Here is a 12384-nt window from a genome sequence, read left to right as displayed (position 1 = left end):
CTCACCTCCTCAGCGCCTCCGCGGCGATGCGGATCTTCTCCTCAGCATCCTTCCAATTCTCTGCCTCGACTTTCAGCTCGAAAGAGTCCTCAACCATGTCCACGTAACTCATGCCATACTCCTCTATCGCATCGTCCTCATCTATCCATTCCCCATCTATCTTCACGAAAACAAACGAATACTCTCTCATGCCCTCACCTCCCTTCTTTCAATCTTCTTCAGCAGGTCTTCCAAGGCATCGGCGTACCCTGTCCAGTATGCCGCGTTCTCCTTCTCACCGCGAGCGGAGAGTGAGAACGCCGTGTCGCGAGCTACCTGGAGCTCGCGCTCGATGTACTCCAGCAGGGTCGGCACTTCCTCGACCTGCTCAAGCACCGCGTCAAGGCGGCGCTTCTCCGAAGCGACCCAAGACCAGAAGTCGGCCTCACTCATGGTCTTTCCCCTGTGCTGGTAGTAGAACCTCAGAAGGAACAAGATCGCCTCATCCACGGTCTCAACTTCCTTCCTGTGGCTTCTGACGAACTCCAGGAGGTACTCCTTGGTCTTCTTGGAAATCGGGAGTCTCTCACTTAGTCGGGGCTTAGATGCCCTCCAGTCAATCTCCCTTCCAGAAAACTCAGACATCGGCCTTCACCTCGGCAGGTTTTGCGTAAAACTCGTTCAGGGCGCGCAGAACAACGCGCCGCAGGTTAGAAACGAAAACTTCATACCTCTCATCCCCTTCAGCCCTGGCCTCAAGCTCATCGAGCACTGCCAGCACTGCGCGGCGCCAGTCTGCTGGATCAATGTCCTGGAGGACCTGCTCAAGCTTCTCCGGCACGGCCTCTTCCAGGTACTTCACCGCGTCCTTGCCGCGCTTCTGGTTGATCAAGTCCATGTAATTGCGGTGGACGACCTCGAAGAACATCTCAAGCCAGCGCTCGGCCGCCTTTCCGGTCTTCAAAGGCTTGACCTCAGGAACCTTCTCGGCCGCGGCCTCCCCCACAGCGAGGCCCTTAGCCGCCTTGAGGGTGTCTTCCTTGTAGAGGACGTAGTCGACCAGCAGAACCGGGCCGTCGCGCTCCGGACGCTTGAGAACCCAACCCTTGAACTCTGGAGCTGTCCTCTTCGGGTAGAAAATGCTCTTGTAGTTGTTCTTGTCCGACTTCTCGATGTTGAAGGCAAGGCTCATGAGCCGGCGCATCTTCTTCTCATCTCTTAGGTCAAGAACCTCAGCGCAGAGGTCGGCCCACGAGACGTCTTCCTTCGCGTTCTCAGCAAGCTGGCGGAGGAGCTTGCCCTCGTTGTAGGTGTGGGCTGGCTTCTCGCCCTTAAGCTCGTAGTACTTTTGCTTCCAGGCTTCGGCCTCTTTCTCGGCCCTTTCACGGGCCTGACGCTCTTTTTCAAGAAGTTTCACCAGCTCCTCAATGTAGCGGTCTTTCTCTTCGAGAAGCTCGTCTTTCTTTTTATTTTCTGCATGAAGCTCTACCACACTCCAGTTGGTGTGGTGTAAGAGAGCATGGAAGAATTCTGCCCGCGAGAGGCCCAATTCAGTCCTTTTCTCCTCAGCAAATTCAAAATCCTCTAAAGGTACATCGCTTCTCCATTGTATTAGCGGGCTCTTCCATTTTCTTGGTCGGCCTGGACCTCTCGCGGGTATTCTCATAAGATTCACCTTCTCGTAGCTTTGTATACTTCCCACATGCTCTGAACAAGTTCTGACCAAGAAGCACCTAACCGCTGTTTTACAGCCTCCATCTCCTTGTAGACTTCATATGGTATCCACGCTTCGAAGCGTTTGACAGGTCCATCATACTTCCCCCGCCTTCCCACTGCCATCACCTTACGAGATTTTTTCTCATACGAGAATATTTCTCGTAAGATAGTACGGAAGATTTCCTTAAAAAGATTTCGTGGACAACAGTGTATAAGGGTCTCCAAAAGAGTTCAACTTATGACGCTTTATAGTAGTAATTAGAAATATTTTTCCTGCATATTAATTTGAGAGGTTCTAAAGAAGCCATGAGAATACGCCAAAAGACCAACACTCTTCTCTATTCTTCTCTTTTCTCTTTCTTTAATTTTAAGTACTTAATATTAAACTCAAACAAAAACATAAGTGAAATGTTTCATTACTTTATCCTCTGGAATGAGTTCATCCTGCTTGACCTCAATCCATTTGCCCGATGTTTGAACCTTTGAGAGCAGTTTTTTGCCTTTTTCACTGACCAATTCGTCAAATTTGTGATATCCAAGCAGCAAAACTTCAATGATATCTTTCTCGTGGAGGTCGAAATCACGTTTGAGATCGGCTGGAAGGAAAATTAACCCTTTAGCTCCTACCCTGGCTACCAAATACCCTTGCTTAAGAACTTTGATTATTGATTTCTCAGGATTGATCTCAATTTTACGAACAATAACCTCAACGTAATCGTTCTTCTCTATGTTCAACGCTTCTCTAATTGTCTTGGGGATAGCTATCCTCCCTTCCTTATCGAGCCGTGCGTGGAATTTTGCTAGTGGTTCTTTGGTTTCTTTCATTGGCTCACCCTCTTTTGGATTTTAGTTAATGGTGTATTGCTTGTTTTTTGTATGCCCTCGGGCATACATAAGGTTTACCGTTAGGTGACTGATTCACAAGACAGTGCGAAGTAATCTTTCCATCCGTAATTTACTTAAAGCCTGCATCGGGACTTGGGTTTGGTGTCGGGATGATAAAACCCTACGAAGTTACATTGGATACTCTTGGAGAGAAGGTTCGGGTAGAATTTTTGAGAGAGGATAATGCAGAGTAATGAGGGGTGTTGATTGTGGTGAGGGTGGAGAAGAGCAGACGAAGTTTGCTAGGCGAGAAGCGTGGGATGTTCATAGGAGATGCCTTTCAACGGTTTTTGTTGTTCTTGGTGAGGAAGGTCAACTCATCTCTTATTTTACTCTTTCTCCGTTTATAGTTAGCCTTAAAATCCGTAAGGATATGGAAGAATCTAAAAAGGAACTTATTGAAGACTTGAGGAAGAAGCTCGTAAAGTTGGTGGGAATGGACATCAAGTATTCTTCTGTGCCCACTATTCTTCTTGGCCAGTTCTGTCTTCAGAAGGAATATCGGGGAAAGAGAATTGGCGGAGAACTACTAGCAAAGGTAATTAAGCCTTATGCGGTTCTTTATGCGGCTCAAATTGGTGGTGTAGGGTTGTCTCTTCACGCTGATAAGAAAGTGGCAAAGAGGTTTTATTTGAATCCTGAAAGAGACCCTCTAGCAAGTGGATTCCAGGTTGTTTCTAAGGGTGGCACATATGAATTATTCTATCCGTTTGTTAATGAAGCGATGGAAGTTAGAAGGGCTTTAATAAAACATTTGGGAGGTAAAGAACTCAGATAAGGCCGGCGATAGCCAGGGCTCTCTTAACGGTGTCTTCTACTTCTTTTGGGTTGCGTTTGTTGGCTTTTTCGAATGCCATGACAAAGTTTTGGAGCTCTTCTGGAGTTTCTAGGGTCAGTTCGTACCCATTAAATTTTGCCATCTTCTCTCACCATAATTCCGTACGGAAGAAACTATATAAGTGTTATGCATCTTGCATAATCATTATGCACAGTGCACAACGAGTATAATGGGACCAGCCCGTCGTATGTTGATTCGGGAACTGGAGATTGGAACTTCTTTAAGTCTTCCCCGTATTTTCGTGGCCGTCCAGGGCCTGCTGAACGTCGCTGGTATCTCTTCGCTGGCATTCATAACACCTTCAAGATGTTTCAGGGTGGTGAAGCTTCCAGAACTCCCAAAGTTTCCAAACGAAGTCGCCCCAAGAGAGCTTTCCCTTAGCCTGCTCAAGCTCATCCGCCTTCTCCGGCGGAAGCTGAACCTCGATCCTTCTCACAGCCCTCCACTTCCTCCTCTTCGGCATCCCATCACCACCTTATTGTGGATATTTCACTTAAGTGGAATTTCCACATAAATCGTACGGATGGAAAGTTTATAAGTTTTGTGTGGCTGGAGAAGTTCAACGTTGGGCAGAGTTGTTACGTCTAATTTTTGGATACAAAAATTCTGCTGAAATACCACAATAAGTAATAATTTAGAGGTCTCAATTTTGCAACGTTCAAAAGTAGTTAAGTGCACAGAAGTGCAAAGCTCTAAAAACGTCTTATTCATCCAAAGAGCCGTTACTTTTCCTAGTTGAATCAGCCAGAATTTTTGGATACAAAAATTTAACCTTCAGAAAAGAAGCCATCAGCGGACAGAAAACATGCCTTATCTCTTCTCTTCTTTCTTCTTTTTCAAGAATTATTATATATATGTATATATTAAACGCTCAAAAAAGATATTTGTATTTGATACCTATCTCAGACAGATATTGAGAATCGGCCGGAAGAATCCAGTAGTTGTTTCTTGACTGAAGCTTGGATAAAAGCTCTTTGCCTTTTTCACTTACTAACTCCTCGAATTTGTAATAATCCAAAATGATGACTTCAACCGGCTCGTTTTCTCTCAACTCAAACTCTTTTACGAGTTTTTTTGGGAGTGTTATGGCTCCATACTTTCCGATTTTCACTGCCAGAAGGGCTTGAGCGATTACCGTAACTGTTTTGTCTGATATTTCGATTTTTCTGATTAGAACTTTGACGTAGTCGTTTTGTTTTAGGCCGAATGCTTCGAGGATTGGCCGAGGGATAGTTACGCGGTTGTCTTTGTTAACCCTTGCTTGAAATTTCGCTAGTGGTTCTTTGGTTTCTTTCATGAGACCACCTCTGCATATTTTCTAGTTCCGTTTGGATCTCCTGTTTCTGGTGAAAAAAGATATTTGAATCTTGTAGCTTCAGTTAGCTTTCCAATGTTTTGAGGATCGGTGGTTGATGGATAATAATCGAGGATTACTATTTCAACACTATCATCTGGTTTGAGTTTGAGCTGTCTACGAACCTTCTGTGGAACCACAACGTATCCTCTGACTCCAACCCTTAGGATGGCAAATTCTTGCCCATAAACATAGATAATTCCCTCATCTTTTTTTGCTTTTATCTTGCGGATTATAACCTTTAGGTAATCATCTGATTCAAGTTCTAGAACATCCTTTATTTGCTTTGGGAGGCTAACCCTTCCATCCTTGTTCATCTTTGCTTGAAACTTCGCTAGTGGTTCTTTGGTTTCTTTCATTGGCTCACCTCAGTGTGCTGATTTTACGAATTATTCTTATGGTTGAAATCCTCATAAGGTTTACCGTTAAGCGACTGATTCAGTAGCCTTCTCAGGCTTTACCTTGACCTCTCTGGATTCTAAGCGGTATGAGAAGGGTAAAACTGAAACACTAAGGTAGGGCGTAAGGATTACGTACGGAAATTATTTAAGTGGGTGTGTAAACTTAGATGGGGGACTAATATGAAAGAGTATCTGGAGCGTAAGATATACTTTTACAGATTAATTCCAGGGGACGCTATTTTGAAGAATTACAAGCAGGGGAAAATACTCGACCCAAGGTTTCGAAAAAAGTTTGAAGATTTCCTAAATGATCCATTTGATTTTCTTGATAGTAACCTATCCATGAATAGCATTTTAGAAACTCGGTATACACCAGGGCAAGATCTAATCCTAATTAGGGACGATCCATCGAGATTCAATCTGATTCCATGGGTGGGTGGGCCTGAGAGAGGGCTTATCACAGCGAGAATTGGGTATGGGAAGGAGAGAGATCTTCCCACAAAAATTGATGAAGCTGGTCATGAAGATGGTATACAGTTAGATAAAAGCCGAAAGGAGAGACTGTATTATCCGACCCACTTTGTTGTTTTTCCTAATGGCATAGTTGGGATGGAGAGATATAAAGAGGGGCCTACAGTATATCAGTTAAAATATTTCCTTAGCAAGTATCTATTTGGACAGCCAAATATAATTGATCTCGATGAGGTATACTATAGAGAGTTTATTGAGGAACTTTTAAGATCGCCTCGCGTAGTTTCAATGCATATAAAAATGGCAGCAACAAAGTATGCCTATTATATGAAACATGAAAAGAAAATGGAAGAAGACATAACAGATTTGTTAGGAGATTATATTTATCTCTTAGAGCCTGACTTAGTTGAAATAAAAGCAGTAGTGGATGGACGGTATAAAAAGAAGAGACTCTCAAAAGACACCGTAATTTCGCTTTTGAATGACTTGATGAGGATAAACGATAAATTAGGGGTTGTGGAGAATATCATTATAAAATACGAAGATCCTAAAACGCACGAACTAAAAGAAAAGCATATTTTTGAGGACAAACTGATTTCTACTAAAAAGGTTATCCGTGCTAAGGAAGAGCTATCAAGAGTGGACACAGAATATATGTATAATAAAATCATTGAGGCTTACAATGACCTATATGACAAAATTGAAAAGTCTTTAAAAGGTTAAAATTGTAGCTCTAAATCATGAGTGTAATGCTTCCCAAGATACTTCGCAGGGGCATTGTTGGGGGGCTTATTGCATTTATATGTGTGATAGTTCTAACCATTCATGGACCTCTGAAAGTGTTAGATCCTACTCCCGATTTCTACTGGACAATGGCATCAATCTCAGGCGCCCTCGCGGGATTCGTATTAGTGGGAGTTACAATATTACATGCCCTCCCCGATGTAGAGATATATAGAGAACTACAACAGTTTAAGTCCTTTAAACAGAGTTATACCATATATTATGTTACGTTCATGTTTCTGCTTGTTGTCTTAACACTTTCAATAATTGGTGGGGCAAGCTTACCGCACAACAGAATTTTTGGGTACTTAGTTCTTGCCAGTTTTATGGTATCTTTGGGTATGGTCTATTCTTGCTTTTGGATTCTCAAAAAGCTTACAGAGCTAAGATTCAAGTGAGAATCTTGTATTTTTTGAGGGCTAATTGACGTATAAACTTGGCTTTGTCTCCCAATAAGTCTTTCAGCCGGTATGCCCTGACAACTATGACTTCTATAATCGAATTCTGGTCAATTTTCATCTCGCTCCTAAGGCCCTTGGGTATTGTAATATTGCCCTTATCAACGAGTCTGGCTATGAACATCCCTCTGAGCACTTCGCCATCCACTTTGGTTCTTATGATTAATTCAACGTAGTCCCCAACGTCGAGGTTATGATAAAGCCGGGTGTATAATGGAAATGTGAACTGACCACCCCTAGTGACTTTCGCATGAAACTTGGCTAGTGGCTCGACTACCCTTGCTTCGCTGGCGTCCTGGTCGGGCATTGGCCTCAACTCCTAGTATAATTATCGTAATTATTGAGGTCATATATTTTATAACTATGTCGGACGTTGTCCGACCTTGTTTATTTTTCGAGAATTAATGCCTATGGGTTTACCATTAAACGGTCGTCTCATTGAGAGGTGTTGACAGATGAGTAGGATATGAAAAATTATTTTCATTTGGTTTTTAGTATGCTTTCAATTTTTTCTGGAGCTTCTTCTGAGTTTAGTGCGCTATGTATTGGAAATCTTTTTTCTTGCAACCATTTCTCTATCTTTGCGATATCGCGCCGTATCATTACAAGTTCTTCACGTTGGAATTTTATAGTTATTTCTTCTCCACGGAGTTTGGTTTCTATTGGTGTTTTTAAGTGATAATCTGCAAAATTGCGACGCCATCTGAGTCTATACAAGGCATCCGCTACGGTTAAGTCTGCGAATTCATCCAGGAACAGTTGGATAACTTGGTGGACACTGGTTTTTGATGACTTGCTAGTGCCAGGTAAAACAGGCTCTATAGCTTTTTTCAGCTGAGTGAGTGAAACTACATATTTGGGATTTTCCTTTTTATACACGTCTATTGTATTGTCTATTGCATCAATAATCTCATTTCTGAGTTTCAGAAAAATGTAATAATAGTATCTTCCAATTGTAGTTCTTACGATGGCCTCATTTGAGATCTCTTTTGTAATATTGCGTTCGTTAAGGAGTCCCTCTAAATATCTTGCAAGTTCCTTGAATTCTTCGGGTTCCATTGCGGGGGATCCCTCCAGGATTTAAGCACTTTGGAGTGTATAGAGAATGCGTATATCTTTATCAGGGTACTTAGAAAGGATGTTCTCCTCTAGCTTATCAAAAGCATCAGCGGCTTCTTCTATCTTGTCCTTCCGTAGAGATACGATAATATAGAAGAAGTTCGTGTTGTAATCTTCGTTTAAGTCTATAGCAACTTTAATCATAGGCACTAGTCTCTTTAAGTGAGGAACTTCTTTTATTGTTTTTAATATACCCTCAGCAATGGCCTTGATTTTGTCTTCACGTTTTGCTTTATTCTCAGAGATATCCTCTGTGTATACTGATTCATGGAATACGTGTCCATAATGTTCTCTGAGTTCATTGATAATGTCATCTAATAAGGTTTCCTTTTCAGCTATGATGAGGTCAGAGCGTACCTCACGAACGTTACTGTAAGAGAATACCTTTTCAAAGGGATGGTAAAAGGTTTTATTCTTTTTCACTATTCTTGCGGGCATCATCAGAGATCACCTCGCTGATGTAATTAACAATCTCTTGGAGAGTGCCTTTTGTCGTTTCGAGGAATACCTCGTCAAAATCTCTGTCTCCTGATTTATCTATTAGTATTCTTACCCCATAGCTTTCAAGGGGCCCTTCAGGAGTATCTTTAACAAATTTAATGACTTCAAATTCTTCCAAGATAGGGTTCGTCATGAATTTTCTGGTAAGGAACATTTCCTTAATCTGTGGGGTATATAATTTTTCGATAATGTACTTTTCTAGCTCATCAGATGGTTCGTTCCCCTCTATTTTTGAAAGTATGGTCATTGAGATTACAAATGAAGCAATACTTAGATAATCAACTGCTTGGACTATATCTAGATCAAATTCATCGACTAACATCATCTCTGCAATTGCTCGTATCTTGACTTCGACACCGCTCCTATATACTTCTATGCTTTTAGGAGTTACTAATTCCTTTTCTATAATGTATTCAACGATCCTTTTGAAGAGTTCTTTGTCGAATTCTCCAGATCTAAACTTTATTTTTTCAGCAAAGCTCTCATAGGACATCCTAGTCACCATGATCTATTTCTTGGCTCTAATATGGAACATGTCAGGGGCCCTTAAATATATTACGGTACGGTTATTATTGCTCATCTAAATATTAAAGGTAACGACTGGACTTATTAGGGAAAAGGAAAGGGTTATCTGCTCACCCAACCGCTGTATGTTGCTGTGTAGTTTGCTGGTGGGTTGTTGAAGTCAAAGTCAGTCTCCGGACCGAGGAGCAGTACTCTACAATTCTGAAGATCTTTGGCGATTTCCTGGTTTGAGATCATTAGAGTGTATAAGATTTCTGTGTACCTCTGTTTGAATGGAACGTTGTAGAATAGGATTCCATATGGAAACACTACTTTGATATTTTTTACATCTTCTTGGTTCGAGGATATTGCCGAGAGGTTTGTAGTGTACTTACAGCCGGGGAAGTCTCTACTAAGCAACCTGTTCATAGTCTCTGAGTCAGGGAATCCGAAAAGAACCCACTCCATAATATTAAACTTGAATTCACTGGCTGGATATGTCCCAACTTTCTCAACTTTATATTTGCCTGAGTTATAGGATACTGTGTATACAGTTACATTTTTAGGGGTCTCTCCAGAGAGGTTTAAGAGCTTTAAAGCCGCTGAGAGGCGCATTGGTATTCTAAATGGCCAGAATATTACTAGCGGGTCGTTGTTCGGCACCCATGGATGATTAACTATAAGCTTAAAGCCAGGTAGTACTCCAAAGCCGTTTGTTGTTGCTATTTCAAAGAGGTACGTCTCAAAGCCGTTCTTGGCTAGAGCATAAGCCCCGAACAGAGCCATATCTGCATAAGTTCCTTGTCTCGTCTGGAAAAGCTCGTAGGGCGTTTTAATGTTGTAATAATGGCCTTTCTTCATGCTCAGGTTCTCTACAAACTCATCTAGATGCACATAGTTAACGAGGAAGTCTGTAATGATGAGAGCGTCTTTGGTCTTGTTGCCCGTTAGGGAGAGGGAATATACTGGATCAAAATTGTGGTTGATCTTGGGATCAAGTGCGCAGGTCAAGGCTTGGCTAAAGTTATCTCTCCAAGAGTCGTCATTGCAGTTTATCTTGGGTGTTTTCTGTGAGGATGTAGTTTGTGTGAACTGTGATGCCGTGTTCGGTGAGGCACTTGTAGTCGCTGGAGCATTACTTTCCTTTTCTGGCCTGACTGTTTTAGTGACTGTCACTGTCTTTGGTTCTCCGTTGTTGATACATCCGCTGATAAATGCGGCTAGGAAGATCACTACTAGGCTTAGGACTAGGGCCTTCCTCCGCATGTAATCACCAGAAAAAGTAAAAAGTACAGCAATATAAAGTTTAATTTGACAGATACTGAGACTGCCCCTTGTAGGAGGGAATAAGATTGGAGAGCAATAGAAAAGTAATGATTGTAATGGTTATTATAATGGCTTTTGTTTTAATTGCCGGATTTGGTGCCTTAGTTGGAGCTAATACACAAAATTCTATACTCCTACAATTTACAGAGGTTCTAGCGAATATTGTTATGGCCGGTATTATAGCAGTCCAAGCAATTACTACTGCAGAGGCAGCTGAGCAAACTAAAAAGCAAGCTGAACTTATGAACAAGAGCCTGATAGAAATGAAAAAAGAACGTATGAACATTGAATATATGAAAAATGAAGTGATTGGATACATTAAGAAACTTGAAGATATGCTTAATGATGCTCTACATAACGAGGTGCCTATTTATTATGAGCTTCCTCAATATTCTAACTTAACTCCCGAGACTCCGGAGACTCCAGGATGGGCGAAGAGTTACCAAGAACGAGGTTTGGAAGAGAGGCTCAAAAGAAAAATCAAAAGGCTGTTGAAGGAGTATGATATTAATTTGGAGAAATATAACTCACTTGTTACGGATACGAATAGGTTGAGAAGAGAGGTCATAGACGCACTAAAGGGAGAATTTAAGCTCGTAGAATCTCTACAGCGGATATCCCAAGAAGAGGCTGAGAGATTCTACATAAAAGAAGCACATATTATTAAAGCCGATACTCTTTTAGAGGAGCTCGTTACACTATCCAATACAGAAACTAGAGAATCTAACCAATTGTCTGCCCCCCCTTATGGTAGATTAGGACTGAATACAGAGCAAAAACGCCTTTATGGACTAGAAGTGTGGAATAAGGCAAAAAAAGTATTCTACGAGTTTCTCCTTGAGAAAAAGCCGGAGATATACAATAAACTCGTAGAAAGGGAAAAGAAGCTAAAGGAATTAAAAACACTGACAAGAGAGTTATTAGAGAAGATTAAAAGGATAGAAGATGAACTCTTTCAAGACGAAGAAAAATTAGAGAAAAAACTATTGGAGCTATGAAGGGGTAGTTAAGGCAGATCATTGATTATGCACAGCTTCTTCACCTCGACCGCCACGTCTTCTATTAATTTTCTCCCGTATTCAGTTCCCATGAGCTCCCACGCTTCTGCGAGCTTCTTCTGGATCTCCTTCAGTATCTCTTCGTTCAGTTCCTTCTTTTTCTTCAGTCCCCATGCTGAAGACTTCTCTTCCTTCTTCTGCTTTGGCTTCGCCTGCGGTTCCTCTGCAATGTCCTTGCTGGCGAGGTCCTTTAGAATGTCCTCTGGAATCCCTACGTCTTCGACCACTTCCATCATCCCTCACCGAGGACGCTCTTCAGCTCCCGCTTTACGGGATTCTCTTCGAAAGCCATCTCTGTGCCGCCGAAGCGCTCTTCCTGCTTCTTGCCCTGCTGTTCTTTCTCCTTCCAGTATACCTTGACGCGCGGGTTGATCTGTAGGGCGAGCTCGACTTCTCTTTTGGCCTCGTGGAGCAGGTCAAAGTATTTCTGGCGGTACTTGTCCCGCTCGGCCTTGACGGCCTCGTAGGCCTCCCAACCGCGGGAGATCGCTGGATGAACGACCATAGGGATGGCTTCTTGCTGGCCGGTGCCGACGATCTCTTCAATCGTCTTGCAGTACACGGTTATTGTTTCGTTGTTGAACTGGACGATCTTCTTGTTTGCCTTGAGGACTTTGTGTGGTGGCCTCTTGCCGAAGAACCTGGCGAGACTCCACCAGACTGAATCAAGCCAGCTCGGCGGGCGCTCCTGATAGTAAATCCAGTACTCATCGTAGTTTATGAGGTAAGCCTCGGGGAAGCCAAGTATAATGCTCCCCTCCTCGGGCGTGACTGCGACAAGGAGTTTCTGATAGGTTTCCTTAATCTGGCTCATTCTCTGCGCGAGTATTCTCTGTTGCCTCAGGCGCTCCTCGACTCTCTGCTCTACTTTCTCCTCAAGGCTGAAGTCGTCCAGGCGGACGAGTTCGGCGAACTGGTCATCTGTCATTACTATCCCGGGCCTCGGTTCGGCCTTCTTCTTTTTCCTTCCAAACGGCCACACCATCTTCAT

Annotated in this window: 20 protein-coding genes; 4 read left to right on the top strand and 16 right to left on the bottom strand. The window is 42.6% G+C overall.

Features of this window, described 5'->3' with window-relative positions; all coding sequences use genetic code 11:
* Position 1 precedes the first annotated feature (1 nt).
* The 5 genes from TK_RS02030 to TK_RS02015 all read right to left on the bottom strand — a co-directional run bounded on the left by TK_RS02030 (position 2) and on the right by TK_RS02015 (position 2520).
* Entirely contained in the window at positions 2-190 is a 189-nt protein-coding gene (locus tag TK_RS02030; protein WP_011249367.1) for a hypothetical protein, read from the bottom strand.
* Positions 187-624, bottom strand: a complete 438-nt coding sequence (locus TK_RS12185; RefSeq protein WP_011249366.1) for a hypothetical protein — start codon at positions 622-624, stop codon at positions 187-189. The genes TK_RS02030 and TK_RS12185 overlap by 4 nt, the downstream gene beginning before the upstream one ends.
* Complete coding sequence (locus tag TK_RS02020) at positions 617-1528, bottom strand: hypothetical protein (RefSeq protein ID WP_158298048.1); 912 nt, start codon at positions 1526-1528, stop codon at positions 617-619. The genes TK_RS12185 and TK_RS02020 overlap by 8 nt, the downstream gene beginning before the upstream one ends.
* Positions 1529-1650: 122 nt before the next feature.
* A complete protein-coding gene (locus tag TK_RS11995) occupies positions 1651-1818 on the bottom strand; it encodes a hypothetical protein (protein ID WP_158298047.1) in 168 nt (55 codons plus the stop codon).
* Between the two features lie 264 nt (positions 1819-2082).
* Positions 2083-2520, bottom strand: coding sequence for an AbrB/MazE/SpoVT family DNA-binding domain-containing protein (locus TK_RS02015; RefSeq protein WP_011249364.1), 438 nt, complete (start codon positions 2518-2520; stop codon positions 2083-2085).
* Positions 2521-2773: 253 nt separating this feature from the next.
* On the opposite strand from TK_RS02015, the gene TK_RS02010 reads away from it, so the two are divergent.
* A complete protein-coding gene (locus TK_RS02010) occupies positions 2774-3358 on the top strand; it encodes a hypothetical protein (protein ID WP_011249363.1) in 585 nt (194 codons plus the stop codon).
* On the opposite strand, the gene TK_RS11990 is transcribed toward TK_RS02010, so the two are convergent.
* From TK_RS11990 to TK_RS02000, 4 genes are all read right to left on the bottom strand, one after another.
* A complete protein-coding gene (locus TK_RS11990) occupies positions 3351-3500 on the bottom strand; it encodes a hypothetical protein (RefSeq protein ID WP_158298046.1) in 150 nt (49 codons plus the stop codon). The genes TK_RS02010 and TK_RS11990 overlap by 8 nt on opposite strands.
* A 219-nt stretch (positions 3501-3719) precedes the next feature.
* Positions 3720-3881: a hypothetical protein gene (locus TK_RS11985; protein ID WP_158298045.1), complete on the bottom strand. Its 162-nt coding sequence runs from the start codon at positions 3879-3881 to the stop codon at positions 3720-3722.
* Positions 3882-4289: 408 nt separating this feature from the next.
* On the bottom strand, positions 4290-4715 hold the full coding sequence (locus TK_RS02005) for an AbrB/MazE/SpoVT family DNA-binding domain-containing protein (protein WP_011249361.1): 426 nt from the start codon (positions 4713-4715) through the stop codon (positions 4290-4292).
* The gene (locus TK_RS02000) at positions 4712-5131 is read right to left on the bottom strand and encodes a hypothetical protein (RefSeq protein WP_011249360.1); all 420 of its coding nucleotides are present in this window, start codon (positions 5129-5131) and stop codon (positions 4712-4714) included. The genes TK_RS02005 and TK_RS02000 overlap by 4 nt, the downstream gene beginning before the upstream one ends.
* Positions 5132-5353: 222 nt before the next feature.
* Here TK_RS02000 and TK_RS01995 point away from each other — a divergent pair, with 222 nt between their 5' ends.
* Both TK_RS01995 and TK_RS01990 read left to right on the top strand, forming a co-directional pair.
* Entirely contained in the window at positions 5354-6367 is a 1014-nt protein-coding gene (locus TK_RS01995) for a hypothetical protein (protein WP_011249359.1), read from the top strand.
* A 17-nt stretch (positions 6368-6384) separates the two neighbouring features.
* Entirely contained in the window at positions 6385-6825 is a 441-nt protein-coding gene (locus TK_RS01990) for a hypothetical protein (RefSeq protein WP_232500598.1), read from the top strand.
* Here TK_RS01990 and TK_RS01985 read toward each other — a convergent pair.
* The 5 genes from TK_RS01985 to TK_RS01965 form a co-directional block, all read right to left on the bottom strand.
* Positions 6818-7192, bottom strand: coding sequence for an AbrB/MazE/SpoVT family DNA-binding domain-containing protein (locus tag TK_RS01985; protein WP_011249357.1), 375 nt, complete (start codon positions 7190-7192; stop codon positions 6818-6820). The genes TK_RS01990 and TK_RS01985 overlap by 8 nt on opposite strands.
* A 173-nt stretch (positions 7193-7365) precedes the next feature.
* The gene (locus tag TK_RS01980; RefSeq protein WP_011249356.1) at positions 7366-7944 is read right to left on the bottom strand and encodes a hypothetical protein; all 579 of its coding nucleotides are present in this window, start codon (positions 7942-7944) and stop codon (positions 7366-7368) included.
* A gap of 21 nt (positions 7945-7965) precedes the next feature.
* Positions 7966-8445, bottom strand: a complete 480-nt coding sequence (locus tag TK_RS01975; RefSeq protein WP_011249355.1) for a hypothetical protein — start codon at positions 8443-8445, stop codon at positions 7966-7968.
* A complete protein-coding gene (locus TK_RS01970; protein ID WP_048053657.1) occupies positions 8414-8998 on the bottom strand; it encodes a hypothetical protein in 585 nt (194 codons plus the stop codon). Before TK_RS01970 ends, TK_RS01975 begins: the two co-directional genes overlap by 32 nt.
* Positions 8999-9132: 134 nt before the next feature.
* Positions 9133-10275 (bottom strand): hypothetical protein, encoded by a 1143-nt coding sequence (locus tag TK_RS01965; protein WP_011249353.1) that lies wholly within the window; start codon positions 10273-10275, stop codon positions 9133-9135.
* A gap of 86 nt (positions 10276-10361) precedes the next feature.
* Here TK_RS01965 and TK_RS01960 point away from each other — a divergent pair, with 86 nt between their 5' ends.
* On the top strand, positions 10362-11333 hold the full coding sequence (locus tag TK_RS01960; RefSeq protein ID WP_011249352.1) for a hypothetical protein: 972 nt from the start codon (positions 10362-10364) through the stop codon (positions 11331-11333).
* A gap of 8 nt (positions 11334-11341) precedes the next feature.
* Here the strand turns inward: TK_RS01960 and TK_RS01955 are convergent, their stop codons facing one another.
* Together TK_RS01955 and TK_RS01950 are read right to left on the bottom strand one after the other, a co-directional pair.
* Complete coding sequence (locus TK_RS01955; protein ID WP_011249351.1) at positions 11342-11626, bottom strand: hypothetical protein; 285 nt, start codon at positions 11624-11626, stop codon at positions 11342-11344.
* Positions 11626-12384 (bottom strand): hypothetical protein, encoded by a 759-nt coding sequence (locus TK_RS01950; RefSeq protein WP_143598660.1) that lies wholly within the window; start codon positions 12382-12384, stop codon positions 11626-11628. The genes TK_RS01955 and TK_RS01950 overlap by 1 nt, the downstream gene beginning before the upstream one ends.

The organism is Thermococcus kodakarensis KOD1 (assembly GCF_000009965.1).
In the GTDB taxonomy this organism is placed as follows: Archaea; Methanobacteriota_B; Thermococci; order Thermococcales; family Thermococcaceae; genus Thermococcus; species Thermococcus kodakarensis.
This window is presented reverse-complemented; position numbering and strand designations above follow the sequence as displayed.

Bases quoted from the DNA above. Each gene is read 5' to 3' on its own strand.
- TK_RS11985 (WP_158298045.1), bottom strand. From the start codon at position 3,881: ATGCCGAAGAGGAGGAAGTGGAGGGCTGTGAGAAGGATCGAGGTTCAG.
- TK_RS01955 (WP_011249351.1), bottom strand. From the start codon at position 11,626: ATGGAAGTGGTCGAAGACGTAGGGATTCCAGAGGACATTCTAAAGGAC.
- TK_RS01995 (WP_011249359.1), top strand. From the start codon at position 5,354: ATGAAAGAGTATCTGGAGCGTAAGATATACTTTTACAGATTAATTCCA.
- TK_RS11995 (WP_158298047.1), bottom strand. From the start codon at position 1,818: ATGGCAGTGGGAAGGCGGGGGAAGTATGATGGACCTGTCAAACGCTTC.
- TK_RS01970 (WP_048053657.1), bottom strand. From the start codon at position 8,998: ATGTCCTATGAGAGCTTTGCTGAAAAAATAAAGTTTAGATCTGGAGAA.
- TK_RS01975 (WP_011249355.1), bottom strand. From the start codon at position 8,445: ATGATGCCCGCAAGAATAGTGAAAAAGAATAAAACCTTTTACCATCCC.
- TK_RS02000 (WP_011249360.1), bottom strand. From the start codon at position 5,131: ATGAAAGAAACCAAAGAACCACTAGCGAAGTTTCAAGCAAAGATGAAC.
- TK_RS02015 (WP_011249364.1), bottom strand. From the start codon at position 2,520: ATGAAAGAAACCAAAGAACCACTAGCAAAATTCCACGCACGGCTCGAT.
- TK_RS01985 (WP_011249357.1), bottom strand. From the start codon at position 7,192: ATGCCCGACCAGGACGCCAGCGAAGCAAGGGTAGTCGAGCCACTAGCC.
- TK_RS01950 (WP_143598660.1), bottom strand. From the start codon at position 12,384: ATGAAGATGGTGTGGCCGTTTGGAAGGAAAAAGAAGAAGGCCGAACCG.
- TK_RS02010 (WP_011249363.1), top strand. From the start codon at position 2,774: ATGAGGGGTGTTGATTGTGGTGAGGGTGGAGAAGAGCAGACGAAGTTT.
- TK_RS11990 (WP_158298046.1), bottom strand. From the start codon at position 3,500: ATGGCAAAATTTAATGGGTACGAACTGACCCTAGAAACTCCAGAAGAG.
- TK_RS01965 (WP_011249353.1), bottom strand. From the start codon at position 10,275: ATGCGGAGGAAGGCCCTAGTCCTAAGCCTAGTAGTGATCTTCCTAGCC.
- TK_RS02030 (WP_011249367.1), bottom strand. From the start codon at position 190: ATGAGAGAGTATTCGTTTGTTTTCGTGAAGATAGATGGGGAATGGATA.
- TK_RS12185 (WP_011249366.1), bottom strand. From the start codon at position 624: ATGTCTGAGTTTTCTGGAAGGGAGATTGACTGGAGGGCATCTAAGCCC.
- TK_RS01980 (WP_011249356.1), bottom strand. From the start codon at position 7,944: ATGGAACCCGAAGAATTCAAGGAACTTGCAAGATATTTAGAGGGACTC.
- TK_RS02005 (WP_011249361.1), bottom strand. From the start codon at position 4,715: ATGAAAGAAACCAAAGAACCACTAGCGAAATTTCAAGCAAGGGTTAAC.
- TK_RS01990 (WP_232500598.1), top strand. From the start codon at position 6,385: ATGAGTGTAATGCTTCCCAAGATACTTCGCAGGGGCATTGTTGGGGGG.